General features: G+C 65.6%; 28 protein-coding genes. 20 read left to right on the top strand and 8 right to left on the bottom strand.

The window, feature by feature from the left end; translation table 11 throughout:
* The first annotated feature begins 10 nt into the window (after positions 1–10).
* The 10 genes from AC1DIM_RS05630 (at position 11) to AC1DIM_RS05585 (ending at position 10,807) form a co-directional block, all read left to right on the top strand.
* A complete protein-coding gene (locus AC1DIM_RS05630; RefSeq protein ID WP_477709508.1) occupies positions 11–886 on the top strand; it encodes a sugar phosphate isomerase/epimerase family protein in 876 nt (291 codons plus the stop codon).
* Positions 883–2,328 (top strand): sugar porter family MFS transporter, encoded by a 1,446-nt coding sequence (locus AC1DIM_RS05625; protein WP_477709507.1) that lies wholly within the window; start codon positions 883–885, stop codon positions 2,326–2,328. Before AC1DIM_RS05630 ends, AC1DIM_RS05625 begins: the two co-directional genes overlap by 4 nt.
* Before the next feature lie 250 nt (positions 2,329–2,578).
* Positions 2,579–3,580, top strand: a complete 1,002-nt coding sequence (locus AC1DIM_RS05620) for a substrate-binding domain-containing protein (RefSeq protein ID WP_477709506.1) — start codon at positions 2,579–2,581, stop codon at positions 3,578–3,580.
* A gap of 64 nt (positions 3,581–3,644) precedes the next feature.
* On the top strand, positions 3,645–4,694 hold the full coding sequence (locus AC1DIM_RS05615) for an ABC transporter permease (protein WP_477709505.1): 1,050 nt from the start codon (positions 3,645–3,647) through the stop codon (positions 4,692–4,694).
* Between the two features lie 13 nt (positions 4,695–4,707).
* On the top strand, positions 4,708–5,634 hold the full coding sequence (locus AC1DIM_RS05610) for an ATP-binding cassette domain-containing protein (RefSeq protein ID WP_477709504.1): 927 nt from the start codon (positions 4,708–4,710) through the stop codon (positions 5,632–5,634).
* Between the two features lie 101 nt (positions 5,635–5,735).
* Positions 5,736–6,734, top strand: coding sequence for a Gfo/Idh/MocA family oxidoreductase (locus AC1DIM_RS05605; protein WP_477709503.1), 999 nt, complete (start codon positions 5,736–5,738; stop codon positions 6,732–6,734).
* The gene (locus AC1DIM_RS05600) at positions 6,731–7,789 is read left to right on the top strand and encodes a Gfo/Idh/MocA family protein (protein ID WP_477709502.1); all 1,059 of its coding nucleotides are present in this window, start codon (positions 6,731–6,733) and stop codon (positions 7,787–7,789) included. The genes AC1DIM_RS05605 and AC1DIM_RS05600 overlap by 4 nt, the downstream gene beginning before the upstream one ends.
* A 64-nt stretch (positions 7,790–7,853) precedes the next feature.
* A complete protein-coding gene (locus AC1DIM_RS05595; protein WP_477709501.1) occupies positions 7,854–8,948 on the top strand; it encodes a Gfo/Idh/MocA family oxidoreductase in 1,095 nt (364 codons plus the stop codon).
* Positions 8,948–9,748, top strand: a complete 801-nt coding sequence (locus AC1DIM_RS05590; RefSeq protein ID WP_477709500.1) for a TIM barrel protein — start codon at positions 8,948–8,950, stop codon at positions 9,746–9,748. The genes AC1DIM_RS05595 and AC1DIM_RS05590 overlap by 1 nt, the downstream gene beginning before the upstream one ends.
* Positions 9,749–9,772: 24 nt before the next feature.
* Entirely contained in the window at positions 9,773–10,807 is a 1,035-nt protein-coding gene (locus AC1DIM_RS05585; RefSeq protein ID WP_477709499.1) for a Gfo/Idh/MocA family oxidoreductase, read from the top strand.
* A 67-nt stretch (positions 10,808–10,874) separates the two neighbouring features.
* Here the strand turns inward: AC1DIM_RS05585 and AC1DIM_RS05580 are convergent, their stop codons facing one another.
* The 7 genes from AC1DIM_RS05580 to AC1DIM_RS05550 all read right to left on the bottom strand — a co-directional run bounded on the left by AC1DIM_RS05580 (position 10,875) and on the right by AC1DIM_RS05550 (position 15,351).
* Entirely contained in the window at positions 10,875–11,636 is a 762-nt protein-coding gene (locus tag AC1DIM_RS05580) for a hypothetical protein (RefSeq protein ID WP_477709498.1), read from the bottom strand.
* A gap of 9 nt (positions 11,637–11,645) precedes the next feature.
* A complete protein-coding gene (locus AC1DIM_RS05575) occupies positions 11,646–11,885 on the bottom strand; it encodes a hypothetical protein (RefSeq protein WP_477709497.1) in 240 nt (79 codons plus the stop codon).
* Between the two features lie 138 nt (positions 11,886–12,023).
* Positions 12,024–12,917 carry a 5-deoxy-glucuronate isomerase gene (gene iolB, locus AC1DIM_RS05570; protein ID WP_477709496.1) on the bottom strand — a complete coding sequence of 298 codons (894 nt, stop codon included), beginning with the start codon at positions 12,915–12,917 and terminating at the stop codon, positions 12,024–12,026.
* A 16-nt stretch (positions 12,918–12,933) separates the two neighbouring features.
* A complete protein-coding gene (locus AC1DIM_RS05565; protein ID WP_477709495.1) occupies positions 12,934–13,674 on the bottom strand; it encodes a GntR family transcriptional regulator in 741 nt (246 codons plus the stop codon).
* Positions 13,675–13,954: 280 nt separating this feature from the next.
* Complete coding sequence (locus tag AC1DIM_RS05560) at positions 13,955–14,437, bottom strand: SRPBCC family protein (RefSeq protein ID WP_477709494.1); 483 nt, start codon at positions 14,435–14,437, stop codon at positions 13,955–13,957.
* 16 nt (positions 14,438–14,453) lie between these two features.
* The gene (locus tag AC1DIM_RS05555) at positions 14,454–14,795 is read right to left on the bottom strand and encodes an ArsR/SmtB family transcription factor (RefSeq protein ID WP_477709542.1); all 342 of its coding nucleotides are present in this window, start codon (positions 14,793–14,795) and stop codon (positions 14,454–14,456) included.
* A gap of 106 nt (positions 14,796–14,901) precedes the next feature.
* Positions 14,902–15,351, bottom strand: a complete 450-nt coding sequence (locus tag AC1DIM_RS05550) for a MarR family winged helix-turn-helix transcriptional regulator (protein ID WP_477709541.1) — start codon at positions 15,349–15,351, stop codon at positions 14,902–14,904.
* A gap of 169 nt (positions 15,352–15,520) precedes the next feature.
* Here AC1DIM_RS05550 and AC1DIM_RS05545 point away from each other — a divergent pair, with 169 nt between their 5' ends.
* Genes AC1DIM_RS05545 through AC1DIM_RS05530 form a run of 4 tightly spaced genes read left to right on the top strand, consistent with a single transcriptional unit; the run spans position 15,521 to position 19,301 of the window.
* Positions 15,521–16,762: an MFS transporter gene (locus AC1DIM_RS05545; RefSeq protein WP_477709493.1), complete on the top strand. Its 1,242-nt coding sequence runs from the start codon at positions 15,521–15,523 to the stop codon at positions 16,760–16,762.
* Positions 16,763–16,786: 24 nt separating this feature from the next.
* Positions 16,787–17,632: an aldo/keto reductase gene (locus AC1DIM_RS05540; protein ID WP_477709492.1), complete on the top strand. Its 846-nt coding sequence runs from the start codon at positions 16,787–16,789 to the stop codon at positions 17,630–17,632.
* A 54-nt stretch (positions 17,633–17,686) separates the two neighbouring features.
* Positions 17,687–18,157 (top strand): SRPBCC family protein, encoded by a 471-nt coding sequence (locus AC1DIM_RS05535; RefSeq protein WP_477709491.1) that lies wholly within the window; start codon positions 17,687–17,689, stop codon positions 18,155–18,157.
* A 10-nt stretch (positions 18,158–18,167) separates the two neighbouring features.
* The gene (locus AC1DIM_RS05530) at positions 18,168–19,301 is read left to right on the top strand and encodes an LOG family protein (protein WP_477709490.1); all 1,134 of its coding nucleotides are present in this window, start codon (positions 18,168–18,170) and stop codon (positions 19,299–19,301) included.
* Here the strand turns inward: AC1DIM_RS05530 and AC1DIM_RS05525 are convergent.
* Entirely contained in the window at positions 19,298–20,440 is a 1,143-nt protein-coding gene (locus AC1DIM_RS05525) for a VIT1/CCC1 transporter family protein (RefSeq protein ID WP_477709489.1), read from the bottom strand. The two genes, AC1DIM_RS05530 and AC1DIM_RS05525, sit on opposite strands and share 4 nt — an antisense overlap.
* 254 nt (positions 20,441–20,694) lie before the next feature.
* On the opposite strand from AC1DIM_RS05525, the gene AC1DIM_RS05520 reads away from it, so the two are divergent.
* The 6 genes from AC1DIM_RS05520 (at position 20,695) to AC1DIM_RS05495 (ending at position 26,758) form a co-directional block, all read left to right on the top strand.
* Positions 20,695–20,919, top strand: a complete 225-nt coding sequence (locus AC1DIM_RS05520) for a hypothetical protein (RefSeq protein ID WP_477709488.1) — start codon at positions 20,695–20,697, stop codon at positions 20,917–20,919.
* Between the two features lie 193 nt (positions 20,920–21,112).
* On the top strand, positions 21,113–21,688 hold the full coding sequence (locus AC1DIM_RS05515) for a helix-turn-helix domain-containing protein (RefSeq protein ID WP_477709487.1): 576 nt from the start codon (positions 21,113–21,115) through the stop codon (positions 21,686–21,688).
* An 88-nt stretch (positions 21,689–21,776) separates the two neighbouring features.
* Positions 21,777–22,850, top strand: a complete 1,074-nt coding sequence (gene speB, locus AC1DIM_RS05510) for an agmatinase (protein ID WP_477709486.1) — start codon at positions 21,777–21,779, stop codon at positions 22,848–22,850.
* Positions 22,847–24,559 (top strand): thiamine pyrophosphate-binding protein, encoded by a 1,713-nt coding sequence (locus tag AC1DIM_RS05505; protein ID WP_477709485.1) that lies wholly within the window; start codon positions 22,847–22,849, stop codon positions 24,557–24,559. Before speB ends, AC1DIM_RS05505 begins: the two co-directional genes overlap by 4 nt.
* A gap of 101 nt (positions 24,560–24,660) precedes the next feature.
* Entirely contained in the window at positions 24,661–25,146 is a 486-nt protein-coding gene (locus AC1DIM_RS05500) for a MarR family winged helix-turn-helix transcriptional regulator (RefSeq protein WP_477709484.1), read from the top strand.
* Between the two features lies 1 nt (position 25,147).
* Entirely contained in the window at positions 25,148–26,758 is a 1,611-nt protein-coding gene (locus AC1DIM_RS05495) for an MFS transporter (protein ID WP_477709483.1), read from the top strand.
* The last annotated feature ends 16 nt before the right edge of the window (positions 26,759–26,774 follow it).

The following is a 26,774-nucleotide window of genomic DNA, read 5'->3' as shown; positions in this document are numbered from 1 at the left end:
AGGAGTGACGATGAAAATCGCCCTGGACCCCACCCCGTTCCACCACAGCCACAGCCTGCTGGAATTTCCGCGCGTAGCCGCCGATCTTGGCTACAAGTACCTGCAGCTGACCCCGCACGCCGATGTGATCCCGTTCTACAACCACCCCAAAGCCGACGACGAACTGGTGGCCCAGCTGAACAAGGCCTGCAAGGATGCCGGAGTGGAGATAGCCTCGGTGCTTCCGGTCCTGCGCTGGTCTGGCCCGGACGAGGATGCCCGGGAGGCGGCCGTGCGCTACTGGAAGCGTGCCATCCAGATTGCCGTGGACCTCGGCGTCAGCACCATGAACACCGAATTCAGCGGCCGGCCCGAGAAAGCCGAAGAGTCCGAGCGAGCCTTCTACCGCTCCATGGAGGAGCTGCTGCCGATCATCGAGCGCGAAGGCCTGGATGTCCTGATCGACCCGCACCCGGACGACTTCGTCGAAGACGGCCTGGCCGCCATCCGCGTCATCCGAGGGCTCAACTCGCCCAACATCGGCATGGTCTACGTGGCCTCGCACTCGTTCCATATGGGCAACAAGCCGTTGGAGATCATGCGGGCCGCCGGGGATAAACTTCGCCTCGTCCACGTCTCGGACACCATGGACCACCACGCCTCCCACGGTCTGCGCTACATCACCAACCCGCCGGGCAACGCCGTGCGCGTGCACCAGCACCTGAAGATCGGCGACGGCGACGTCAACTGGGATGAGTTCTTTGGCGGGCTCAAGGAAATCGGCTTCCTGGCCAAGGACAACACCGTGATGGTGTCCAGTGTCTTTGCCGAGGACGACAACGCCGAGGAGGTCTCCCGCTACCAGTTGGAGACGATGCGCCAGTACATCCAAAAGGTCAGCGTATGAGTGCCCCTGTCCCTGCGGCCACCGGACAGCAGCCCGGCAACCACAAGAGGGCGCTGCGGACCGTTACGATTATCTCCACGTTCGGCGGCCTTCTCTTTGGCTACGACACCGGCGTGATCAACGGTGCCCTGCCCTACATGCAGGAGGACCTGGGCCTTACGCCACTGACCGAGGGGCTGGTCACCTCATCTCTCTTGTTCGGTGCAGCATTCGGTGCACTTCTCGGTGGACGGCTGGCCGACCGGAACGGCCGCCGCAAAATGATCATGGCCCTCGCGGTCATCTTCCTCGTGGGCACGCTGGCCTGCACCTTCGCGCCGAGCACGGAGATCATGATCGTGGCACGGTTCGTGCTGGGACTGGCCGTGGGCGGCGCGTCCGTGACCGTCCCGGTGTACCTGGCGGAGGTCTCGCCCAGCGCGCGTCGCGGCCGGATCGTCACCCAGAACGAACTCATGATCGTCACCGGCCAGCTGCTCGCCTTCATCTTCAACGCGTACCTCGGCAACACCTTCGGGGAAGCTGGCGGCATCTGGCGCTGGATGCTGGTCATCGCCACCCTCCCCGCCATCGCGCTGTGGATCGGCATGAACTTTATGCCGGAGAGCCCGCGCTGGTTGGCCTCGATGGGAAGCTTCGGTGAGACGCTCAGCGTGCTGCAGCGCATCCGGTCGCAGCCCGATGCACGGACGGAATTCGAAGAAGTCAAGGCCATGGCCGTGGAGGACTACAAGTCCAAGATGGGATCGTGGAAGGACCTCGGCATTCCCTGGCTCAGGCGGATCTTTGTCGTCGGCATCGGGCTGGCGGTCATCCAGCAGATCACGGGCGTGAACTCGATCATGTACTACGGCACCCAGATTTTGGCCCAGTCCGGTTTCGGCCGTGAGGCCGCGCTGACGGCCAACATCGCCAACGGCGCGATCTCGGTGCTTGCCACGTTCGTGGGCATTTGGCTGCTGGGCAAGGTGGGGCGCCGGCGGATGCTGATCACCGGGCAGATAGGTACGACGTCGGCCTTGCTGCTGATTGGCCTCATCTCGCTGATCATGCCGGCGGGCGCTGCCCGCGGTTTCGTCATCCTGTCGCTGACGGTCACTTTCCTTGCCTTCCAGCAGGGTGCCATCTCGCCGGTCACCTGGCTGATGCTCTCCGAGATTTTCCCGCTGAAGATGCGGGGCCTGGGCATGGGTGCCTCCGCTTTTGTGCTGTGGATCGTGAACTTCCTGGTGGGGTTCGGCTTCCCGCAGCTCCTGGCCGGAATTGGCCTCTCCAACACGTTCTTCGTGTTTGCCGTTCTCGGGGTCGGCGCCATTGCCTTCGCCACGAAGTATGTTCCGGAAACCAAGGACAAGAGCCTCGAGGACCTGGAGCACTACTTCAAGAACATCGCCGGCGTGAAGCCGGAGACCGCGGAAACGGCGGGCAGCCGAACAGCCTAGTACCGACCTCCAGTCCATAACTCCAAGGGCAGTACCGCTGAATGCAGGGGTACTCCCCTTTGGCATGAATGCCGGGTCGAAGCCGCGGCGGACGGTCTCTTTGCGCCGACCGCAACCCACTTTAGGTATTTACATCCTAATGTCAGGACAAACTATTGACATGTGTGGCATAAGTCACCATGATCGATGTAGGCGTTATTCCAGAGGCTGCAAAGTAGCAGCCCGGAGCTGAAATCAAAGGAGATTCACGGTGGTTCAATTTTCCTGGCGTAAGGCGGCCCTGGTAGCGGCGGTTGTGCCGATGCTGGCGCTGAGTGCATGTTCAAGTACTGGCGGAAAGTCCCCGGACTCCGGCAACGCAGCCGGTGGCGGCCAGGCCGCCAGCACTCCCCGGATCAAAGTGGCGCTTGTTACCCATGCCGCCCCCGGGGACACTTTCTGGGACATCCTGCGCAAGGGTGCCGAGGAGGCGGCAGCGAAGGATAACGTGGAACTGCTTTACACCTCTGACCCCGAGGGGGGACGCCAGGCCCAGCTGATCCAGCAAGCAATTGACCAGAAGGTTGACGGCATCGCCGTGACCCTCGCCAAGCCGGACGCACTGAGGGATGTCCTCAAAAAGGCTACGGACGCAGGAATCCCTGTCGTCAGCCTGAACTCCGGTGCGGATGTCTGGAAGCAAGTTGGTGCATTCACCCACTTCGGTTCAGATGAAAACCTCGCCGGTGCCGCCGTCGGACAGAAGCTCTCATCGCTCGGAGCCAAGCACCCGATCTGCGTGATCATGGAACAAGGCAACGTTGCACTGGATTCCCGGTGTGCCGGTGTGAAGTCCAAGGTCCCGGGTACTGAGAACCTGTTTGTCCAGGGAACTGATATGACGGCGGTGTCCTCCACCGTCACCGCGAAACTGCAGGCTACTCCTGACGCGGACGCCATCATCGGGCTGGGTGCACCGTTCACTCTGACCATTGACAAGGCCGTTGAGTCACTGAACTTACAAAGCAAGGTCACAGTCGCGTCATTCGATATGAACGGTGACCTGGCGCAGGCCATCATCGACGGCAAGGTGGCCTTCACGGTGGATCAGCAGCCCTGGCTGCAGGGATACGGGGCAGTGGACGCACTGTGGCAGGCCAAGCGTGCCGGCATTCACGTAGGTGGTGGCCTGGCCGTCCTCACTGGTCCGTCAATTATCGATAAGGCCGCCGCCCCGGACGTGCTCAAATTCGCCAAGGAAGGCATCCGCTAAGGATGCCGTGAGCCGGGTTCCGGGGCCCTTCAGGCTCCGGAACCCGCCCTAGCAGGAGAAACCCATGACTCAGACCTTATCCAAGACCCCCCTTCCCGTGGCCGATGAACGCATTGGCAAGCGCAACCCCCTTCAGAAGCTCCTCGGCCGCCCTGAGGTGGGCGCCCTCGTGGGTGCCATCGTTCTTTTTATCTTCTTTGCCGCCGTTTCCCAGACATTCATCCAGCCTGCGTCCATTGCCACCGTCCTGTATGGCAGCTCGACGATCGGAATCATGGCTGTGGGGGTGTCGTTGCTGATGATCGGGGGGGAGTTCGACCTTTCCACGGGCGTCGCCGTCATCACTTCGGCGCTGACCGCGTCGATGTTCAGCTGGTACTTCACCACAAACGTCTGGGTCGGAGTCGTCCTGGCACTGCTCGTCTCCCTGACCATCGGCTTCATCAACGGCTGGATCCTGATGAAGACCAAGCTGCCCAGCTTCATCGTCACGCTGGCGACCTTCCTCATGCTGACCGGCCTGAACCTCGGCCTGACCCGCCTGATCGGCGGCGGCGTGTCCTCACCCTCGATCTCGACGATGGACGGCTACAAGGCGGCGCAGGCGGTCTTCTCCTCCTCGGTAAACATCGGTGGTGTCGACGTGAAGAACACGGTGTTCATCTGGATCTTGCTCGTGGCGGTGGCCTCCTGGGTGCTGCTGCGGACCAAGGTGGGCAACTGGATCTTCGCCGTCGGCGGGGACGCCAACGCGGCCCGCGCCGTCGGGGTGCCGGTCAAGGCAACCAAGATCGGGCTGTTCATGGGTGTGGGCTTCTGCGGCTGGATCCTGGGCATGCACAACCTCTTCGCTTTCGACGCCGTGCAGTCCGGCGAGGGCGTGGGCAACGAATTCCTCTACATCATCGCTGCAGTGATCGGCGGGTGTCTCCTGACCGGCGGCTACGGCTCGGCCGTGGGCGGTGCGATCGGCGCATTCATCTTCGGCATGGCCAACAAGGGCATCGTCTATGCGCAGTGGAACCCGGACTGGTTCAAGTTCTTCCTGGGCCTGATGCTGCTGCTGGCCACCATCGTGAACCTCATCGTCAAGCGCCGCGCAGAGCTCAAGTAAAGGGGCGGAACACATGAATGCCAATCAGATTGACCAGCAAACCCTCCTGCACAACGAATCGGACCCGTTGACCCACACCCCCGTCCACCTGCTCTCGCTCGAGGGCGTCGGCAAGCACTACGGCAACATCGTCGCCTTGAGTGACGTCACCATGGCGGTCGACAACGGCCGCGTCACCTGCGTCCTCGGCGACAATGGCGCAGGCAAGTCAACGCTGATCAAAATCATCGCCGGCCTGCACCAGCACGACGCTGGCGTCCTGAACATCATGGGTGAGGAACGGAAGTTCAGCTCCCCCCGCGACGCCCTGGACGCCGGCATCGCCACCGTATATCAGGACCTGGCCGTGGTGCCGCTGATGCCGATCTGGCGGAACTTCTTCCTCGGCTCGGAACTGACGTCCGGGTTTGGCCCGTTCAAGAGCATGGATGTCCAGCAGATGAAGGACATCACGAAGAAGGAACTCGCCGAGATGGGCATCGACCTGCGAGACGTGGAGCAGCCCATCGGCCAGCTTTCCGGCGGTGAGCGCCAGTGCGTCGCGATCGCCCGGGCCGTGTATTTCGGCGCGAAGGTCCTGATCCTGGACGAGCCGACGGCGGCGCTGGGCGTAAAACAGTCCGGCGTGGTCCTGCGCTACATCCTGCAGGCCCGCGACCGGGGCCTGGGGGTCATCTTCATCACCCACAACCCGCACCACGCCTTCCCTGTCGGTGACCGGTTCCTGCTGCTCAAACGCGGCAAGTCGATCGGATACTACGACAAAAAGGACATCACCCTGGACGAGCTCACCGCCCAGATGGCAGGCGGTGCCGAACTCGCCGAACTCGCCCACGAACTCGAACAACTCGGCGGCCACGGCGACGCCCTCAAGGAAGTCCAGGCCGAAGTCGCCGACGTCGCGGACACCGCAAACCCGAGCGGCCCGAAACACGCCTAGCGGCAGCACCGGGCCGGGTGCTTCGGATATCCTCCGGAGCACCCCGCCATGCTGCGCCAAGCATCCGCACCGCACACACAGACGTACATGAAGGGAACATCATGCCGATCCGGGTAGGCGTCATCGGCGCCGGAGTCATGGGCGCGGACCATATCAGGAACCTCTCCACCACCATCGGCGGTGCCGAAGTCACCTTTGTGGCTGATCTCGACGCCGGCCGCGCCGCCGCGGCAGCGCCGCCATCGGCACGCATCACCACTGATCCGTCGGAGCTGATCAACTCCAGCGAGGTGGACGCTGTCGTGGTTGCCTCGCACGATTCCACGCACGCCGGCCTGGTCCTGGAGTGCTTTGAGGCGATGACCCCGGTGCTGTGCGAAAAGCCGCTTGCACCTACCCTTTTGGAAAGCCTTGAAGTGGTGGCCGCGGATGCCGACATGGTGGCCGCAACGGGAGCGTCCCTGCTTTCGCTCGGCTTTATGCGGCGCTTCGACCCTGGCTACGTGGCACTCCGGCAGGCCGTGCAGGGCCGGGCGCAGGGCGAGCCGCTGATAGTCCATTGCGTCAGCCGGAACGCTTCCGCGGCTCCCGCCGCCACTGCCGAATCGGCCATCACCAATTCGGCCATCCACGAGCTGGACATCATTCCCTGGCTGCTGGACTCTCCCATCACGGAGGTTTCGTGGCAGGCCGGAAAGAGCACCCGGCAGGCCGGCGCCGGGCTGCCGGATCCCGCGTTTATGACGCTCCGCACCGCGGACGGAACCCTCACCACGCTGGAGCTGTTCCTGAATGCGCAGTACGGCTACACCACCCGCTGCGAGGTTGTTTCGGAACGCGGCACCACCGCCCTCCAGGATTCGGCCATGCTGCGCATCGAGCACGACGGAACCAAACAGGAGCAGATCCCGGCGGACTGGCGCCCACGCTTCGCCGACGCGTACCGGCTGCAGCTGCAGGCCTGGATTTCCGCGCTCGCCAACGGAGAGAAGTCCTCCCTCGCCGGCGCGCAGGACGGACTCAACGCCTCGCTCGTTGCCCAAGCAATGATCCACTCGCTGCACAGCGACGGTGCCGCCACGAAAGTCAGCTACTCATGACCCCCACAGCACTGCCACAGTCCCGTGTCCCCGGCTCCCGTGACGCCCCCGTGCTGCGCTGGGGCATCATGGGGCCGGGCTGGATTGCCGAACGATTCACCGAATCGATCCAGGCGCACACCGGCCAGGTGATCGCCGCCGTCGGTTCCCGTTCGCTGAGCCGGTCCAAGGCCTTCGCGGACACCTTCGACGTGCCTGCAGCGTACGGCAGCTATGAGGAACTGGCCGCGGCCCCGGACATCGACATCGTCTACGTGTGCACTCCGCATACCGGCCACCATGCGGCCGCGCTACTGGCCATCGCCGCTGGCAAGCACGTCCTGATCGAAAAACCGATCGGGCTCACTGCGGACCAGGGGCGGGACATCGCCGCCCGTGCCGGGGCTGCCGGGGTTTTGGCCGCGGAGGCCATGTGGACGTTCTTCCTGCCGAAGTTTGATGTGATCCGGCAGATCCTCGACGCCGGCACGTTGGGTACCATCACTACGGTTGTCGCGGAGTACGGCGAGCACTTCGAGCCCTCCCACCGCATCTTTAATCCCGACCTGGCGGGCGGCCCGCTGCTTGACCTGGGTACCTACCCGCTGGCCCTGGTCACCGAGGTGCTGGGCAGCCCCCAGCAACTGGCCGCCATCGGGCAGCCCCACGAGTCCGGGGTCAACGCCCAGCTGTCCGCCATCATGGAGTTCGACGGCGGCGCCCAGGCCGTGGTGAACACGCACCTGCATAACTTCACGCCCACTGCCGCCACGGTGGTGGGCACCGAGGCCACCCTGACCATCGACGGGCCTTTCAACATGCCCGGCGGCTTCGAGGTCTGCTTCCCGGACGGCACACGCCTGCGCCATGACGAACCTGCCGGCGGCCACTTCGAAGGACTGCACTACGAGGCTGCGGCGGTGGCGCGCGCCATTGCCGCGGGCGGCACGGAAGCCAGCCAACGGACGCTGGCGGCCTCCATCCGCACGCTGGAGGTGGCCGATGAGATCCGCCGACAGCTCGGCGTTGTGTTTCCCGGCGAAGCAGCCACTGCCGGCCGCGCCGCCCGTCACTGATCCCCCAAGCAGCCCGCACACTACTGATCCACTCACACGCTACGACCCACCGAAAGGACAAGCCTTGGCTTACCTCGAACAGAACCCCGCTCCCGGCCCGGCACCGGTCCGCATCGGACTTATCGGTTCGGGCTGGATGGGCGCGTTCCACGCCGAAAGCATTGCCCGCCGTGTCCCCGACGCCGTGCTCGCCGCCATCGCCGACCCTAATGTGGAATCCGCGGAGGCACTGGCACGCACGCTCGGCACGGCCAAGGTCACCGCCAGCGCGGACGACATCCTGGCCGATTCCGAGATCGACGCCGTGATCATCGCCAGCCCGGCCCGCTTCCATGCGGCCCTGATCAGCCAGGCCGCCGCGGCCGGAAAGCACGTGTTTTGCGAGAAACCGGCAGGCCAGGGCCTGGACGAGCTCGACGCCGCCCTGGCCGCCGTGGAGGCTGCCGGCGTGCACGTCCAGATCGGCTTCAACCGCCGGTACGCGGAGGATTTCCAGGCCGCCAAGAAGGATCTGGCCGCCGGAACCGTCGGGACGCCGCAGCTCCTGCGCTCGCTGACCCGGGATCCGGGCACCGGCAGCATTCCGCACGCGGCCCGGGTTCCGGCGTGGACCGTCTTCCTGGAAACCCTCATCCACGACTTCGACACCCTGAACTGGTTCAACGAAGGGGCCGAGCCGGTGGAGGTCTACGCCATCGCCGATGCGCTCGTGGAGCCCGGCCTGCGGGACCAGGGCTTCCTGGACACCGCCGTGGTGACCATCCGCTACAGCAACGGTGCCATCGCCGTGGCGGAAGCGAACTTCAGCGCTCTCTACGGCTACGACGTCCGCGGCGAAGTCTTCGGCTCCAAGGGCATGGTCCAGGCCGGCCGGGCCACGGAAACTGCCGCCCGCCGGTACACCGCCGAAGGCCTCGCGGCAGACACCCCGCGGCTCAACGTGGAACTCTTCCGCGACGCCTACACGGATGAACTCGCCGACTTCGCCGCGGTGGTGCGGGCCCGGCGCGACGGTACGCCGCCGCCGTCGGGCGATTTCACGCTCACGCCGGGGGCTCCAGACGCACGCCGCGCCCTTGCCATGGCACTGGCCTGCATCGAATCCGTCAAACGGGGCGTCCCAGTGGCTGTCCCTGCCGTCGCCAAGGCAGGAGTCTGATGCGGCTGGCCGTCTGCGCGGAGATGGTGTTCACCGATCTGCCCTTTACCGAACGGGTACGGCGGATCCACGACGCCGGGTTCGACGTCGAGCTGTGGGATTCCCGGACCAAGGACCTGAAATCACTCACGGCGACCGGCGCGGTCTTTTCCTCCATGACGGGATACACTGCGGGCAGCCTCGTGGACCCCGAAACTGCTGATGACGTGGTGCAGACCGCCGGGACGCTGATCCCCACGGCCGTGGAACTTGGTGTCAGCCGCCTGGTGGTGCACTCCGCGGAACTGGTGGACGGCAAAGCCGCACGTCCCCTCTTCCGTTCCACCGGCCGCATGTGGAGCACCGGAGCCCGGACCCTGGAACGCCTCGGCGCACTGGGCGAAAAGCACAATGTGACGTTCTGCCTGGAGAACCTCAACACGGTCCTGGACCACCCCGGCATCCCGCTCGCCCGCGCCAAGGACACCCTGGCCTTGGTGGAGGCCGCCGGGCACCCCAACGTCAAACTCATGCTGGACCTCTATCACGCGCAGTTGGGGGAGGGGAACCTTATCGAGCTGGTGCGGACCGCCTTGCCGCATATCGGCGAGATTCAGGTGGCGGATGTCCCGGGCCGCTGTGAGCCCGGCACCGGTGAAATCAACTATCAGGCAGTTGCGCGGGCGCTCGCTGAGGCAGGGTACGACGGAACCGTCGGTCTGGAAGCCTGGGCCAGCGGCGACAGCGATGCGGCATTGGACGCCTTCCGGGCGGCTTTCACCGTTCAGCCGGCGCCCGTTCAGCCCGCCCCGATTCATTAGCTCTACTACTTACGAAGGAACACTATGAGGGATGTCATTCTTGGCCTGGTTGGAGTGGGACGCATCGGCGTCATGCACGCCCACAACATTGCCGCGCTCAACGGGGAACTCAACCCGCGCGGAGTCAACGTCCGGCTCAGGCTCACGGACGTTGCCGAAGACCACGCACGGAATATCGCGGCAGGCCTCGGTGCCGAGTTCCTGCCCTCCGTGGCGGACCTGATCGCCTCCGGAATTGACGGTTTGGTTATCGCCACGGGGACCGGGACACACCCGGAACTCATCCGGGCAGGGGTGGACGCCGGCATTCCGGTGTTCTGCGAAAAGCCGGTGGCCATGGACGTGCCGGACGCCCTGCCGGTGCTGGATTACATCAGGGACAATGACGGTGTGGTCCAGATCGGCCACCAGCGCCGGTTCGACGCGGGCTACGTTGAGGCCAAGCGTGCCTACCAGGCCGGTGAGCTGGGCTGGATCCACTCGCTGCGCGCGGTCACCTGCGACATGACTCCGCCGCCAGTGGAATTCCTGGCCACGTCCGGTGGCCTGTTCCGCGACTGCTCAGTCCACGATTTCGACATCCTGCGCTGGCTGACCGGCCGCGAGATCGTGGAAGTCTACGCGAAGGGCTCCAACAACGGTGACCCGGCCATCGGGGGCGTGGGAGACGTGGACACTGCCTTGGCTGTTATTACGTTCGACGACGGCACGGTGGGAACGGTCTCTGCCAGCCGCTACAACGGGGCCGGGCACGATGTCCGGCTGGAGATCCAGGGGTCCCGCCGCTCTATCATGGTGGGCCTGGACAACAAGACTGCCCTGGCCTCGGCCGAAGCCGGGATCGGCTTCCCCGCCGGAGAACCGCACAAGACCTTCGCGGAGCGGTTCGACCAGGCGTACCGCTCCGAGATGGCAGCGTTCGTGGAACTGATCCTGGGCGAGCGGGAGAACCCGTGCACGCCGGAGGACGCCGTGGCAGCATCCCGGGTCGCCGATGCAGCCCAGGAATCGCTGGCAACGGGTGCGCCGGTCAGGGTGGCACTGAGGGTGGCCAACTGAGTCTCGCACTACGAAGCAGTGCCCCGTGGGCGTCATGGAGCGGGGGTTCCGGACGCCATGTGGACCTCTACTCGTGTGTGCTGCTGGTCTTGACGAGGGCCGGTGTGTTGTCCCCCGAAACCACCGGCCTGGTCACCGTGGTGGGTCGGCGCAGCCATGCTTCGTGGGTGACCGCGATCATCGACGGGACGTCGATGATCCCGATGGAGTTCCAGGTGAACATGGCGTAGCCCGGCTGGGTTCGGGCGACTCCCGGGGGGACCTGGACGTCCAGCTGGCCCGCCAACCAGTCGATGGTCCCGTATCCGCAGAGGGCGACGCAGTGGTCCTCGTTGTGATCGCTGTGGAATCCGGTGGCGAACCATCCCGTCTTGCCATCGGTGGTGTGCCAGGCCCGCTCGATTTGGTCCGCCGCTACGCCGATCTTGACCGGACCGTGGGAGATGGCGCTTTGCAGGACGGCAGGACTGGACCAGTCCACTGACAGGTAGGCTCCGTCGTCGTAGACGGTGGAGCCCTTGACGAATCCGTCGGTCTGCATCCAGGTCATGACCTGTGGCAGGTAGGCACCCTCCAAGACGCCGTGACGCGTGGCCCAAGCGATGGCGTCCGCCTCACGGATGAAGATCTCAGGGTCGTGGCACGCTTTGGCGAACGCCTCCTCGGCGGTGACGCAGTCCCCGTGGACGTCATTGCCCCACATCGAAAGCTTTTTCGGTCTTACGAGATGGTGCGGGGGAGCTCCGATCGTCGGCATGTGCGGGGTCGCAGCGGCCAGCGCGCTGCGAGGTGTCGGGATGGCGCCGCGCTTCGGGGTTTGCACAGGCATGGTCTCTCCTTAAGGCTGGATTTGATGGTGTGCCGGGCCGGATTCGGGAGCGTCATGCCCGTTCCCTTGATCGCGATGCGTCGGCGGAGCCAGCTCGTTATCCGCGCCGTGTTCCTCGTGCTCGGCTTCGGCTTCGGGCACGTACGGCGTCGCGGCGTCGATCTCCGACCTCGGCGTTGGGAACGCGCCACGCTTGGGCTTGGGACGTCCACTCTCCGAGGGCTCCGGGGCCCGGGATGCGTCGCTCATGTCCTCCACGGTCCATCTGGTTAGAATCGCTGGTGCATCGCAAAGGCGTAGAAGCAGCTCCCCAATATCTGCCAAGCCTTCGAGTATCAATGGAACCACCGTGCGCGTTATCCGGGCGTTACTGCACCGGCACGCCGGCTAGGCTCCGAACGGCAGCCGGGGGTCGATGTCCTGTCCGTCCCAGCTTTGCCGCACCCAGCCGTGGTGGGGGTCGTCACTGATCAGCCATTCGCGGACCGGACCCGGCCCGGCCATCACGTTGAGGTAATACATGTCGTAGCCGGGTGCCGCCATGGCCGGGCCGTGCCAGCCGTAGGGGACAAGCACCACATCGCCGGTGCGGACTTCGGCGGACACATCGATGGGGCGGTCATCCGAGGCGTAGACGCGCTGGTAGCCGATGGCATCGGCGTCGGCAGGTGCGCCGGAGCCGGCGGCAACCTGAGTCTCGAAGTAGTAGATCTCCTCGAGGTTGGTTTCCCCGTCCTTTTCCTCATCGTGCTTGTGCGGGGGATAGGAGGACCAGTTGCCGGCGGGCGTCAGGACCTCGCAGACGATAAAGCGGTCTGCTTCCAGGGCCGCCGGGGTGCCGAAATTGTGGACTTGGCGGGAACAGTTGCCGGCGCCGCGCAGCTCCACGGGTGTTTCCGCTGCGGTCACGAGGCGGGTGGGGTGCGAGGCCTGCGCCGGGGCCGTGGCGATGGCCACGCGCCCGCCGTCGGCTGAGCTGATGGTGACGGACTTTCCGGTGCCTGAGTACAGGACGTCAGTGGGACCGTGAAACACCGATTGCCGTCCGGCAAGGAGATGGTCCACGCCGTCCACGGTGACGGTGAAGGAGCCATTGAGGGGAACCACAATGCGTTCCTCGCCAGCCGCGGGAAGTTCGACGGCGGCGCCCGCCGCGAGGGTGGCGACCTTCAGGCCCGTGTGGGCCCAGCCGTCCACGGCCGTGGCGGAATCGGAGGTTCCGAGCGAGATGTCCCARTCGCCGTCGKYGGCGGTKCCCAGKGGATAGACCCAGTTGGYCATGGCAGAAGTCCTTGCGTTAGCGCTGTACGAGTGTCATTTCAAAGCTGTAGGAATCKGCSCGGTASACGTGGTGGCCGGTCTCGACCCGGCGGCCGGTATCGTCCACGGCGGTGCGTTCCATGGTCACCAGGGCGGAATTCACGTCCGTCTCGAGCAGGGGCGCCTGGTAGTCRTTGGCGATCATGGCGCCGATCCGTTGGGTGGCCAGGCGGAAGTTGACGCCGCCCCGGCGCAGGATCGCGTAAAGGCCTTCGGCCGCCAGCATCGCTTCGTCCATGGTGGCGATGTCATCGCGGACCCAGTTCTCCATCAGCGCCAGCGGTTTGCCGCCCACCTTGCGCAGGCGCGTGAAGTGGTAGACCTTGGAGCCGGCAGGCAGCTGAAGGGTGGCGAGGGTGGGGGCGTCAGCCTCCATGTGGGAAAAGCTCAGCACCTGTGTGGTTGGATTCTTACCGTTGTTGGTCAGGTCATCAAACAGGCTGGAGAGCTCCAGAGGGCGGCGGACCTGGCTGGAAACCACCTGCGTTCCCACGCCCCGCTTTCGGACCAGCAGACCGGAACGGACCAGTTCGTCCATGGCTTTTCGCATGGTGGGCCGGGAGAGGTTCAACTGGGCCGCGAGGTCGATTTCGTTTTCCAGCCGGCTGCCCGGCTCCAGGACGCCGCTGTGGATTGCAGCCTCGATACCCTGAACCACCTGGTGGTACAAGGGCACCGGTGAGGAGCGGTCGATGGTGAGACCAAGCTGATTCGCCACTGAATGTTCCCCATGTTCCATGGCTCAACCCGCCGCCATCCGCTGCTTGGACGTACCGAGGATGTCGCCATTTGTTCTTTTGATAGGACATGCTTCCTTTTCTCGATAGTAGCAGTCGTCCAGCGAGGGTCAAGGGTGCGGGAAAGGCTAATCTCTGGCGAAATTGCGGGATTGCATGTCGTGACGTCAGTTCACATCACTCAGGGTCCCGGGTGCCCTCACCACGACGGGCGGCACCTTCCCCGCGGAAGGTACCGCCCGTCGTCGTGCCTTTGCGTTTTCAGACCTTTGCGCCGCTGAGCAGCTCATCCAGCCGTTCATACCCCTCGGTCAGGCCGCCTTCCATACCCGACTGCGCCATCCCGTCACGTGCCTCCTGGCTGGGGTAGACGGAGTGGCCCCGCAGCCGCGACCGGCCGTTGCCCAGGTCTTCAAACGTCATGAATTCCAGGCTGACGATGTCCGGGTAGCCGCCGAACTCGAAGGTCTGGATGGCGAACTCGTTTTCGCGGACTGTGTGGAAGACCCCGCTGAACTCGTAGGCCACGCCGTCGGGCCCTGTGTGCAGGTAGCTGTAGGTGCCACCGCTGCGGAAATCGTAGTGGTCGATGTCCATCTTCAGTCCCCGAGGGCCGAGCCACTGGACGATCAGGTCCGGTTCCTTATGGGCCCGGAAGACATCCGCAACCGGAAAATCGAACTCGCGTTCGTAGTCGATAAAGGGGACGCCGTCCGGAACGCTGAGTTTCAGGGAATTGCTCATGATGACTCCTTGGAAGTTAGCCGCCGCTGGCCGCGGCGCTTGATCTAAGTACGGCGTCAAGGCTGCGGAACTGCCCTTCGCGGACCAGCCGGTACTGGTCGATCCACGCGGTGAGCGCCTCAAGCCGTGCGGGGTTCAGGTGTACGGGCCGCCGCTGTGCATCCCTGGTCCGGGTGACCAGTTGCGCCTGCTCGAGCACCTGGATGTGTTTCGAGACCGCCTGCTTGGAGATCTCGAATGGTTCCGCCAGTTCATTCACGGTGGCCGGGCCCCGGCTGAGCCGGGCGATGATGCTCCTCCGCACTGGATCGGCCAGCGCCATAAAGGCCGAGTCCAAGGTGGCGTCGTCGGAGCTCATCGTGTGGCCTTTCTGCTTCATCAAACGAGTAATCAACTTATTTGTTGATCAACCGATTGATTGATTACAAATCTATGCCTGTTGCGACGTCCGGTCAAGGGGGTGGCTAGATGGCCGGGTGAAGCCGCGGCAGGGCGTCGACAAGGCCGGCAAGTTCCGGAATTTCCTGTGCCTCGGCCAGCGCGCGCTCCAGTGTGGTGTCGTGGACCGGCCGGGCTTCCTCCAGTAGGGCCAAGCCGCTGGCAGTGAGCTCGGTGTAGATTCCCCGGCGGTCCTCAGCGCAGAGGATCCGGGTCAGGAGCCCGCGGTCTTCGAGCCGGTTGACCAGGCGGGTGGTGGCGCTGGCACTCAGGGCGGTGGCGCGTGCCAGCTGCTGCATCCGCATGTGCCAGCCGTCCTGCCGGCTAAGGGCGTCCAGGACGGTGTACTCCACCACGGACAGCTTTGATTCGGCCTGGAGTGAGCGTTCCAGCTCGCCTTCGATCAGGCCGTGCAGTGCCGCCAGGGTGCGCCAGCCCTGCGCGCGAACTTCGACGGCGTCGTCCTTGATGCCCATTTTCCTGCCCTCTTCCTGGCTGCGCCGGTACGCAGAAAGCGTGACCCGGTGCACAATCCTAGATAGTTGCTTGCGCGGGATATCTGCACGTGCAACAATAAATAACGCGTCTGCAACTACTAGCTTACGCTTCCTAACTCATTCAGTACATTCTCAAAGGAGCACTCCCATGCCCATCGGCCTGATAGCCCTCGCCCTCGGCGGGTTCGGCATCGGACTCACCGAGTTCGTCATCATGGGCCTGCTGCCCGAGGTTGCCGCTGATTTCCACGTCGACGAGGCCACGGCGGGCTGGCTGATCTCCGGCTACGCCCTCGCCGTCGTGGTTGGTGCCTTGCTGCTCACCGCGGCGGTGACCCGCTTCGACCGCAAACCCGTTCTCGCGGCCCTGCTGGTGCTGTTCATCGCCGGCAACCTGATCTCAGCCATTGCCCCCGATTACGGGATGATGATGATTGGCCGCATCATAGCTGCCTTGGCCCATGGTGCCTTCTTCGGAATTGGCGCCGTGGTGGCCGCGGACATGGTGGCCCCCACCAAAAAAGCCGGCGCCATCGCCATCATGTTCACCGGACTCACCGCGGCCAACGTCCTGGGCGTGCCGTTCGGCACCATGCTCGGACAGGCTGCCGGCTGGCGCTCCACGTTCTGGGCCATCACCGTGATCGGCGTCATCGCCCTGGCAGGCATCCTTGCGCTGGTGCCCAAAACCGGCCACGGTGACACCGTGCCGGGGTCCCTGCGCACTGAACTGCGTGCCTTCCGCTCCGGCCAGGTATGGCTCTCCATCCTGGTGACCATCCTCGGCTACGGCGGGATGTTCGGCGCCTTCACCTACATCGCCTTCACGCTCACCGAGGTCTCCGGCTTCGCGGCGTCCACCGTGCCGTGGCTGCTCATCGTCTTCGGCGTCGGTCTGTTCATCGGCAATACCATCGGCGGCAAAGCAGCGGACCGCAACGTGGACCGCACGCTGATTGTGGTGCTCGCCGTGCTGGTAGTGGTACTCGCGGCCTTTGCCCTGACCGCAGGCAACCAGATGCTCACCATCGCCTCCATCGTCCTGATGGGCGGCTTCGGATTCGCCACCGTTCCCGGCCTGCAGATGCGGGTCATGAAGTACGCGTCCAGCGCACCAACGCTCGCGTCCGGAGCCAACATCGGCGCCTTCAACGTGGGCAACGCCCTCGGGGCATGGCTCGGGGGAGTTACCATCACCGCCGGCCTCGGCTACACCTCCCCGATCTGGGCCGGTGCCGGCATCACCCTGCTGGGTCTCGCCGTTATGATCATCGCTGCCGCCGGCGCTAAACGGACTGCCGCGCAGACCGGCGCGGACTCTGCCGCGCAGCAGGCGCCGTCCGCTCCAGGCGAGCGAGCCGCCGTCGAGCCCGCAGACGCCCTTCTTTAGCCTTCCATCCCACCAGGAGAACCCATGACTTCCACCCCCATCACCACCACCATCCCGGCGATCACCCTTAACAACGGGGTGCGGATGCCGCAGCTTGGATTCGGCGTCTTCCAGGTGTCCGACGCCGACACCACCGCCGCGGTCAGCCTCGCCCTGGCTGCCGGCTACCGGAGCATCGATACCGCCGCGATCTACGGCAACGAAGCGGGCACCGGACGCGCCATCGCAGAATCGGGCATCGACCGCGCAGAACTGTTCATCACGTCCAAACTGTGGGTGGCCGACCTCGGCTACGACGCCGCGCTGGCCGCTTTCGAGGCCAGCCTGGACAAGCTGGGACTGGACTACCTGGACCTCTATCTGATCCACTGGCCCGCCCCGGCCACCGATCGGTACCTGGAGGCCTGGCGGGCGATGGAGCGGCTGCTTGCCGACGGCAAAGTCCGGGCCATCGGGGTGTCCAACTTCCTCCCCGCGCACCTGCAGAAGGTCATTGACCTGGGCGGCACGGTACCGGCAGTCAACCAGATCGAGCTGCATCCGGCCCTCCAGCAGCGGGACGTGGCCGCCTTCAACGCGGCCCACGGGATTGATACGGAGGCATGGAGCCCGCTCGCCCAGGGCGCCGTGCTGGTGCATCCTGCCGTTGCGGACATTGCCGCCAAGCACGGTGTGAGTCCCGCCCAGGCCGTTCTGCGCTGGCACCTGCAGCAGGAGCGGATCATCATCCCCAAGTCGGTGACCCCGGCGCGCATCCGGGAGAACCTGGACGTCTTCGGCTTCGACCTCACCGCAGACGAACTGGCCGTGATCGACAGCCTGGAGCGGGACGGCCGCACAGGTCCGCACCCCGCCGACTTCAACGGCTAGCAGCCTCTCGCCAAGGAGCCGGGACCCGGCCAACCATGGCCCTAGGCTGGGGGAATGAATAACCGATACCTGGTGTCCCGCGAACGATTCATCCCCGCAGCCCCCGACGAAATCTTCGAGGTGCTGGCCACTCCGGCGCTGCATAGCGTGATCGACGGCTCCGGCACCGTGAAGGGTGCCCAGCCGCGCGGACCAGAGCGGCTGGTCCTGGGGGCACGGTTCGGCATGGAAATGAACATGCGCGTGGACTACAAGATCCTGAACACCGTCTGCGAGTTCGAGGAGGGGAGGCGCATCGCCTGGCGCCACTTCTACGGCCACGTCTGGCGCTACATCCTCGAACCCGCCACCGACGCCGACGGCACCGCCGGGACGCGTGTCACCGAACAGTGGGATGCCCGGGCAGTCCGGGGCAAGTTCTTCCTCCGGCTGGCAGGCTACCTGCGCCGCCACCCGGCCAGCATCGAGAAGACCCTGCTCAGGTTGGAGCAGCATGTGACGGGCGCCGCCGGACTGACACGCTAGGGCCGCCGGCATGAACCCTGCAGGCGGCTTGGTCCCCAGCCCGCGGACCATCGAAGTCGAAAGCCTTGAGAGCTTCGACCGCCTGGTCGCGGCCGGCGCCGTGACAATGCGCGGCTGGCACGCCCAGTCCCTGGACCTGCGTGGCCGGACGGCAGTGCTGGGAAGGTTGGACGTGGAAGGCGCAATCTTCCTCGGCTGCACCTTCGATCAGGACGTGGAAGAAGGACTCCGGCGCCGCGGTGCCCTGATCTTTCCCAAGCTTGGGGGTGTGCCGTTCGATCCGTACAGGGCAGGACTGTACACGCCCCAGGAACTTTACGCCGGGCTGGAACACGCGCCGTACGAGAAACTGCCTGACGCCCTCGTGTATCACTGGAGCATCCGTCCCGGGCAGCGGCACCGGCTGGACGCCACCCTGGCCTCAGCGCTGCATGACCACGCCATCGGCGACGCGCTGGACGAGTTCATGAGGTCAGCCCGCCGCGCCGGCCAGACCACCGTGGGGGTGATGGGCGGGCATGAAGCCCGCCGTGGCACCCTGGAATTCGCACAGGCCGCTGAGTTGGGGAGGCTGCTCGCGCAGACCGGCCGACTGGTGGCTACGGGCGGCGGTCCGGGCGCCATGGAGGCCGCCAACCTGGGCGCCTACCTCAGCCGGATTCCGCAGGGGGAGTTCCAGGACGTGCTCGCCGGGCTTGGAACCGTCCCCGGTTTCCGGCCCTCGGTGTCCGCGTGGGCACGCGAGGCAGCCGCCGTCCTCGAACGTTATCCGAACGGAACTCCCTCGCTGGGCATCCCCACCTGGTTTTACGGGCATGAGCCGCCCAACTACTTCGCCACGCATATCGCCAAGTACTTCGCCAACGCAATCCGCGAGGCGATCCTGTTGGAAGTCTGCGACGGCGGAATCATCTTCCTGCCGGGAGCGGCGGGTACGGTTCAGGAAATCTTCCAGGACGCCTGCGAAAATTACTACAGTTCCCGGGAAGCGGTCACGCCCATGGTGCTGGTTGGCAGGCGCCACTGGGAGCAGGAATTGCCCGCATGGCCGATGCTGCACAAACTGGCCAAAGGCCGGCCCATGGCGGACCGGATTTTCCTTGTGGACAGTGTGGCTGACGCGATCGCGGTGCTGGGCAGTTAGCCCACTACGGTCCCGAAGGCGAGTCCCAGCACGTAGGTCACGGCGGCGGCCCCGAACCCAATGCCAAGCTGGCGCAGGCCGCGGCTCAGTGGTGAGGTTCCGGACAGCAGGCCAACAATCCCGCCGGTCACCAGCAGTGCCAGCCCCACGAGCACGCCGGCCACTGCCAGTGCCACCACGCCGGTCAGGCCGAACAGGAACGGCAGGATGGGGATCACTGCACCGGAGGCGAAGAAGCAGAAGCTGGACAGTGCGGCACCCCACGCGGTTCCCACCGCTTCGTGTTCGTCCGGCGACTCGGGCAGTTCGGGCTGGAGCGACAGGCTGGGGTCGCAGTCGCAGCTGAGCAGGCCGGTGCGTTCGGCCACGCGGTGCTCGGCTGCTTCGCGGGACATGCCACGCGCCAAATAGACGAGCAGGAGCTCGTTGTGCTCGAGGTCCAGCTTCGGGGCCGCGGCGAGGGTGATCTGGGTGGGCCGGGTGGCTGCCAGCAGCTCCCGCTGGGAGCGCACGGAAACGAATTCTCCCGCTGCCATGGACATGGCGCCGGCCAGGAGTCCTGCTACGCCGCTGAGGAGCACCACGCTGCTGGCTACGCCGGAGGCGGCCATGCCCACCACGAGTGAGAGGTTGCTGACCAGTCCATCGTTGGCGCCGAAGACGGCCGCCCGGAAGGTCCCGGCGAGGCGGTTGCGGCCCCGGGTGGCCAGGCCGCGGACCACTTCCTCGTGGATCTGTTCGTCGGCGGCCATGGCGGCAGTGGCGTTGGGATCATTGGCGTAGGGGGAGCGGCCCTCGGCGCGCTGGGCCAGGGCCAGGACGAAGACGGAGCCGAAATGGCGGGCCAAAAAGCCCAGGAGCTGACTGCGGAGGGACGCCGGCCGGGACCTGTGTGCATGCTCACCGAGGAGCTGGAGCCAGTGTGCCTCGTGCCGGCCTTCAGCTTCGGCCAGGGCCAGCAGGATGTCGCGCTCTTCACCCTCGCGGTTCTGTGCGAGATCGCGGTATACGGCGGCCTCTGCGCGTTCGTCCGCCAGGTACTGGCGCCACCGGCGGAGATCGGCCGGGGTGGGCGTGCTGGTTTCCGGGGACGTTACGGTGGACGGCCGGGCTTGGCTTGAATTGGCGTGGTGAGACACGGGGCTCCTGTGCTGGATCGGGCATGGTTCGGCCCCATTGCAGAGCCAGCTTACCGCGTAATTCCGCTGATTTTCGGCTGGCTGACCTCACTGATGAGTTTAGGTTTCCCTTAAAATTGAGCTCTTCAGGAGCTGCTCCCGGGGTGCTGCCAAAGGCCCTTGACCGGGCTGGCCGGCGGTGCTCTGATGAAGGTGGGGAGCCCATTGGCGCCCACCAAAATGAGCACGTCAGGCGAACAAACGGAGGTTGAACCATGAACACCGCCGGACCCCAACCGGACATGCCGCACCTTGAGGCAGTTGAAGCGGATCCCGCATACGACTACGCCGAGGATGTCCCCATCAGCGAGGACGAGTGGGACGCCGGAGACGAACTCCTGGACTCCGAACATGCGGTGGTCCCGTCGCCCCCGGTGGAACTGGACGCCGAGGAGCGCGTGGTCCCCCTGGATGATGACGAATTCCGCGGAACTGAATAGAACGGACGACGGCGGCACTTCCGGTTTCGTTGATACGGAACCGAAAGTGCCGCCGTCGTGCGCCTCCTGTTGTTGAACGCTTGTTTGGTGAAGGCTCGTTCCCGGACCCGGTGCCATCCGCGTCATGCCGGCGGTTGACTACTAGGATTGCTCCAGAGATGGGGCCGGACCGCCGGCCACGAAAGGTCCGCACATGAAGGCACTGCCCGTAGAGCCAAGCAACGTTCCGGTGGCCATCGGTTCCAGAATCCGTGCTGCCAGGCAGTCGCAGCGGCTGACCATCGAACAGGTTGCGGACGCCACCGGGCTGACCAAAGGTTTTCTCAGCCGCGTGGAGCGGGACCTTACCTCTCCCTCTGTGGCCTCGCTGGTGACCTTGTGCCAGGTCCTTTCCATCTCTATCGGCGACCTGTTCGCTGCCCCCGAAACGCACCTGACCAAGCGGAATGAAGGTCCCCGGATCTCTCTGGGTGGCGAAGGCATCGTGGAGCGGCTGCTGACTGCCCGGTCCGAGCGGCGCATCCAAATCATCCAGGCAGTCATTGAGCCGCGCGGCCGGGGCGAAGCTGAACTTTATGCAGTGGACTGCGATGTCGATGTGCTCCACGTGATCAAGGGGCACATCCGCCTGATCATGACGAACGAGGAATTCGAGCTCACCACCGGCGATACCGTGACCTTCCCCGGGCGCGAACCCCACACCTGGGTCAATCCGACTGACGAACCGGTGGAGGTCCTTTGGGTCCTGGTCCCTGCAGCCAGCCGATAAGCACTGCTCTTGTAAACATTTGATGCGCAGGGGGCAACCCGGGTCTATGATGGCTGTCACAGATCAATCCTTGAAGGAGAGGCCCGCCGTGAAAGAGCTGCGCATCGAAGCCAATGGGAACCTCGGTCCGATCGATTCGGCCCGCGTCCCGCGATACGCCGGTGCCGCCACCTACGCCCGGCTGCCGCGCCTGGACCAGGTGGCCCAGGCCGACGTCACGGTGGTGGGTGTGCCCTTCGATTCGGGCGTTTCGTACCGGCCCGGCACACGGTTCGGGGCAAACCACATCCGGGAGGCCAGCCGGCTGCTGCGTCCCTACAACCCCGCCTGGGACGTCAGCCCCTTCGAAGACGTCCAGGTGGCCGACGCCGGCGACATGGCGGTCAACCCGTTCAACATCAACGAAGCCATCGAGACCATCCAGCAGAACGCGCTGGACCTGACGGCTGCCGGCAGCAAACTGATGACTCTCGGCGGGGACCACACCATCGCCCTGCCGCTGCTCCGCGCAGCAGCGGAACGTGCGGGCGGCCCCATCGCGTTGCTGCACTTCGATGCACACCTGGATACCTGGGACACGTACTTCGGCGCAGAATACACGCACGGCACTCCGTTCCGCCGGGCCGTTGAAGAAGGCCTCCTGGACACCGACGCGATCAGCCATATCGGCACGCGCGGTCCGCTCTACGGCAAGAAGGATCTCGACGACGACCACCGCTTTGGGTTCGGCATCGTCACCTCTGCCGACGTCTACTACCAGGGCGTCCTGGAGACTGTGGCCAAGGTCCGCGACCGGATCGGCAACCGCCCGCTGTACATCTCCGTGGACATCGACGTCCTGGATCCCGCGCACGCGCCCGGCACCGGCACGCCTGAAGCCGGCGGCATCACCAGCCGTGAGCTCCTGGAAATCATCCGCGGGCTCCGCGGCCTGAAACTCGTGGGCGCCGACGTCGTCGAAGTGGCACCGGCCTATGACCATGCCGAAATAACGGGGGTGGCAGCGAGCCACGTGGCCTATGAACTGGTCACCCTCATGGCGGACAATGCGGTGGAAGGCGACCGTTTCGGCGCCGCCAATGGTTACGCCGCCCAGGCCCTCGGCCGGGAAGCACGCCAGCCTGCCGGTTTCGCGGCCGCCTCGAAGGAGTCATCAGAATGAGTGAATTCGACGCCGGCGCAGCCTCAGGCGACGGGACCGGCGCCGGCCAGCGCAACGGCGGGGACCTCGTCGTCGAGACCCTCGAAGCGCTCGGCGCCAAGACGGTCTTTGGCATCCCGGGCCAGCACGCGCTGGGCCTGTTCGACGCCATGGGGCGCGGCAACCTGCATTTTGTGTCCTCCCGGGTGGAGAACAACAGCGCCTTCGCGGCCGACGGCTATGCGCGCGCCACTGGGGAAGTGGGTGTGCTGTTCCTGTCCACCGGACCGGGCGCGCTGACCTCCCTTGCCGGGCTGCAGGAGGCTTACGCTACCGGTGTGCCCATGGTGGTGGTGGCGAGCCAGATCCCCCTCGACGGGCTCGGCGCCCGCCGCAGGGGCATGCTCCACCAGCTCGATGACCAGAAGGCCTCGGCCGCGAATGTCACCAAGAGCCAGCGCCTGATCCAGCACGCGTCCGGCATCCCGTCGGCCATCCAGGACGCCTGGACCGAGGCGATCTCCTCGCCGCAGGGTCCGGTGTGGCTGGAGATCCCGCAGAACGTCCTGCTGGATCCCATCATGGTCCCCCCGGTGGAGGACGCGCTGGCCGAGGCCGCGGACAACCCGCCGCGCGTGGAGCTGATCCGGGAGGCGGTGAGGTGGTTGTCGACGGCGGAACGTCCGGCCATCATCGCCGGCGGGGGTACGCGGCGGGGCCGGGCCGAGAAATCCCTGCTGTCGATCGCGGAAAAGCTGCGCGCACCGGTGATCTGCACCCCGGGCGGCAACGGCGCGTTCCCCTGGAACCACGAGCTCTCGCTGCAGTCCTGGATCGAGGACCGGTACATGACCGACGTCCTGGAGGATGCCGACGTCCTGATTGTGATCGGCTCGTCCCTGGGCGAGGTCACGTCCAACTACTTCACCTTCGAGCCCCGCGGCCGGATCATCCAGATCGACGCCGAACCGCGGGTGCTCGAATCCAACCGCCCGGGCCTGGGCATCCGTGCCGACGCCGGCCAGGCGCTCGCCGCCCTCGAGGAAGCCCTGGTGGGGGTGCGTGCTGGAACCGGCCAGGTAGGGCGGCCCAACTGGCGCGGCGCCACCCCCGAAGCGTTGGTCAAGGAGTCCCTCGCCAAGGTGCGCGCCCGGCTGGAGTCACAGGACCTGGCCAAGGAACTGAAGTTCATGGCCGATATCCGCGAGGCAGTGCCGGCGGGCATGCAGACCTTCTGGGACATGACCATCGCTGCCTATTGGGGCTGGAGCTGCTGGGACGCACGGGAGGGCCAGTTCCACTCCGCCCAGGGCGCCGGCGGCCTCGGATATGGCTTCCCGGCAGCCATCGGCGGCGCTGTGGGCCTGGAAACAGCGGGCCGGCCCGGCCGGGTCCTCGCCGTCTCCGGGGACGGATCATCCATGTACTCCATCTCCGAACTCGCCACCGCAAAGCAGCACAACGTCCCCGTCACCTGGCTCATTGTGGACGACGGCGGCTACGGCATCCTGCGTGAATACATGGTGGGTGCCTTCGGCAAGGCAACCGCCACCGAGCTGGCCCGCCCGGACTTCGTCAAGCTCGCCGAGGCGTTCGGTGTACCGGCAACGCGCGTGGCCCCGGAGGACGTGGGGGACGCGCTCAAGGCGGGCTTCGCGGCACACGGGCCGAACGTCGTCGTCGTCGAAACGCTCCTCAAAATGTTCGCTCCCACCCACCTGGACGTCTAGCGCCGCCACACCACCCCACCCCGCGCGTTTGCTCGTTAGTTTCCCAAAGCAACTATTTAGATATATAGTTGCTTGAGGCAAACAACTGAGGAGTATTCACCATGGCAGTCGCGCCGGACACCGCAGCGGACCTGGTCTACCGCATTTTCGACCTTCAACGAGTGGTTCGGTGCGTGGCTGCGGCGAGCTTCAGCGGGCAGGACACCGGTGTCGCGCTGCAGGGCGTCCTCCGGTATGTGGGGGAGGGGGAGTCCCGCGCCACGCACCTCGCTGAGCGCCTCGGCGTATCGGCTCCTGTCCTCAGCCGGCATATCGCGGACCTCGAGGAGCAGGGCTATGTTGTCCGTCGGCCGGATCCGGCCGATGGGCGCGCCCAACTGGTTGCCTTGTCACCGGCCGGTGTGGAGAAGCTCCGGCGCATCGAGGAGCACCGCACGGCCACCCTGCAGGGCTACCTCAGTGACTGGAGCCAGGACGACGCCGAGAACACGGCGCGGATCCTGACAAAACTCTCCGAATCCCTCAAACAATCAGCCCGGGCAACGGCGGCCGGACCCATCACCACCCCGACCCTCCAGAAAGACTGATATGTCGAGCCAACCACCCGCCGCACCGCCCTTGGCGATGACCCACCGCCAGATCATGGAAGCCCTCACCGGGCTCCTTGCAGCATTTTTCACCGCCATCCTCAGCAGCACCATCGTGGCGAACGCACTTCCCACCATCATGTCCGACCTCCACGGCACCCAGACCGACTTCGCCTGGGTGATCACGGCCGCGCTCCTGGCAAACGCCGTCACCACCCCCATCTGGGGCAAGCTGGCCGACCTCTTCAACAAGAAGGTCCTGGTCCAGCTCAGCATCGTCATCTTCGTGGCCGGTTCGGTGATGGCCGGACTCTCCGAGACCATCCCGCTGCTGCTCACAGCACGCGTTATCCAGGGCGCTGCCATGGGCGGGCTCACCGCCCTGGCCCAGGCCATCATCGGCACCATGATCCCGCCCCGTGACCGCGGCAAATACTCCGGCTACATGGGCGGTGTGATGGCAGTCGGAACTGCCGGTGGCCCCCTGCTCGGCGGATTCATCGTGGACAGCCCGCTGGGCTGGCGCTGGACCTTCTTCGTCTGCGTGCCGCTCGCCGTCGTCGCCCTCATCCTCCTTCAGGTCACCCTGAAGATCCAGCATGTCAGGCGCCCCGCCAAGATCGACTGGCTCGGCTCCATCCTGCTGACCTCGGGTGTCAGCCTGCTCCTGATCTGGGTTTCCTTCGCCGGCAACCCCGCCTACTACGACTGGGTTTCCTGGCAGTCGGCCGCCATGGTGGGCGGCGGCGTGGTGCTGCTCGCCCTGCTGGTGCTCGTTGAATCCAAGGTGGAGCAGCCCATCATTCCGCTGAAGATCATCTCCGAACGCACCACAGCCCTGGCCATCCTCGCCTCCGTGGCAGTGGGCATCGCGATGTTCGGCTCCACCACCTTCCTGGGCCAGTACTTCCAGGTAGCCCGCGGCGCCACCCCCACGGAGGCCGGGCTCCTGACTCTTCCCATGATCGCCGGCAACCTGACGGGCTCGGTTGTCTCCGGCCTGCTGATCAGCCGCACCGGCAAATGGAAGGGCTACCTGATCGGCGGTTCCATCCTGCTGATCGGCGGCCTGGGCCTCGCCGGCACCATGGACCACACCACCGAGCTCTGGCAGGCCGGGATCTTCACGGCCATCCTTGGCGTTGGCCTGGGCATGCTGATGCAGAACCTCGTGCTGGCCGTCCAGAATACCGTCCGCGCTTCGGACATCGGCACGGCCAGCGCGTCCGTGGCGTTCTTCCGCTCAGTGGGCGGGGCGATCGGCGTCGCCGTGCTTGGTGCCGTGCTGAGCAACCGGGTCACCCAACTCGCCACGCAGGGCCTGGCCGCGGCAGGCATCCCCGTGACTGGCGGTTCGGCCGGCGCCTCCTTGGACCTTGTGGACATGCCCGCACCCGTCCGTGAGATCATGCGCGCCGCTTACGGCGACGCCACTGCCGAGGTTTTCCTGATCTCCGCAGCGGTGGCTGTGGTGGCACTCATCGCGGTCCTGTTCATCAAGGAACGCCCGCTGCGGCGCACCGTGGACATCCAGCCGGTCGCCAAGCCGGGCACCCAGACGACGGCAGATGCTGAACGCGCGACGCCGGAACTCACCAACGCAGGGCACTGACCCGCGGTGAACTGAC

It is taken from the genome of Pseudarthrobacter sp. 01T43 (assembly GCF_056398665.1).
Note: the sequence above shows the minus strand (reverse complement) of the source record. Positions and strands in the feature narration are given on the sequence as shown.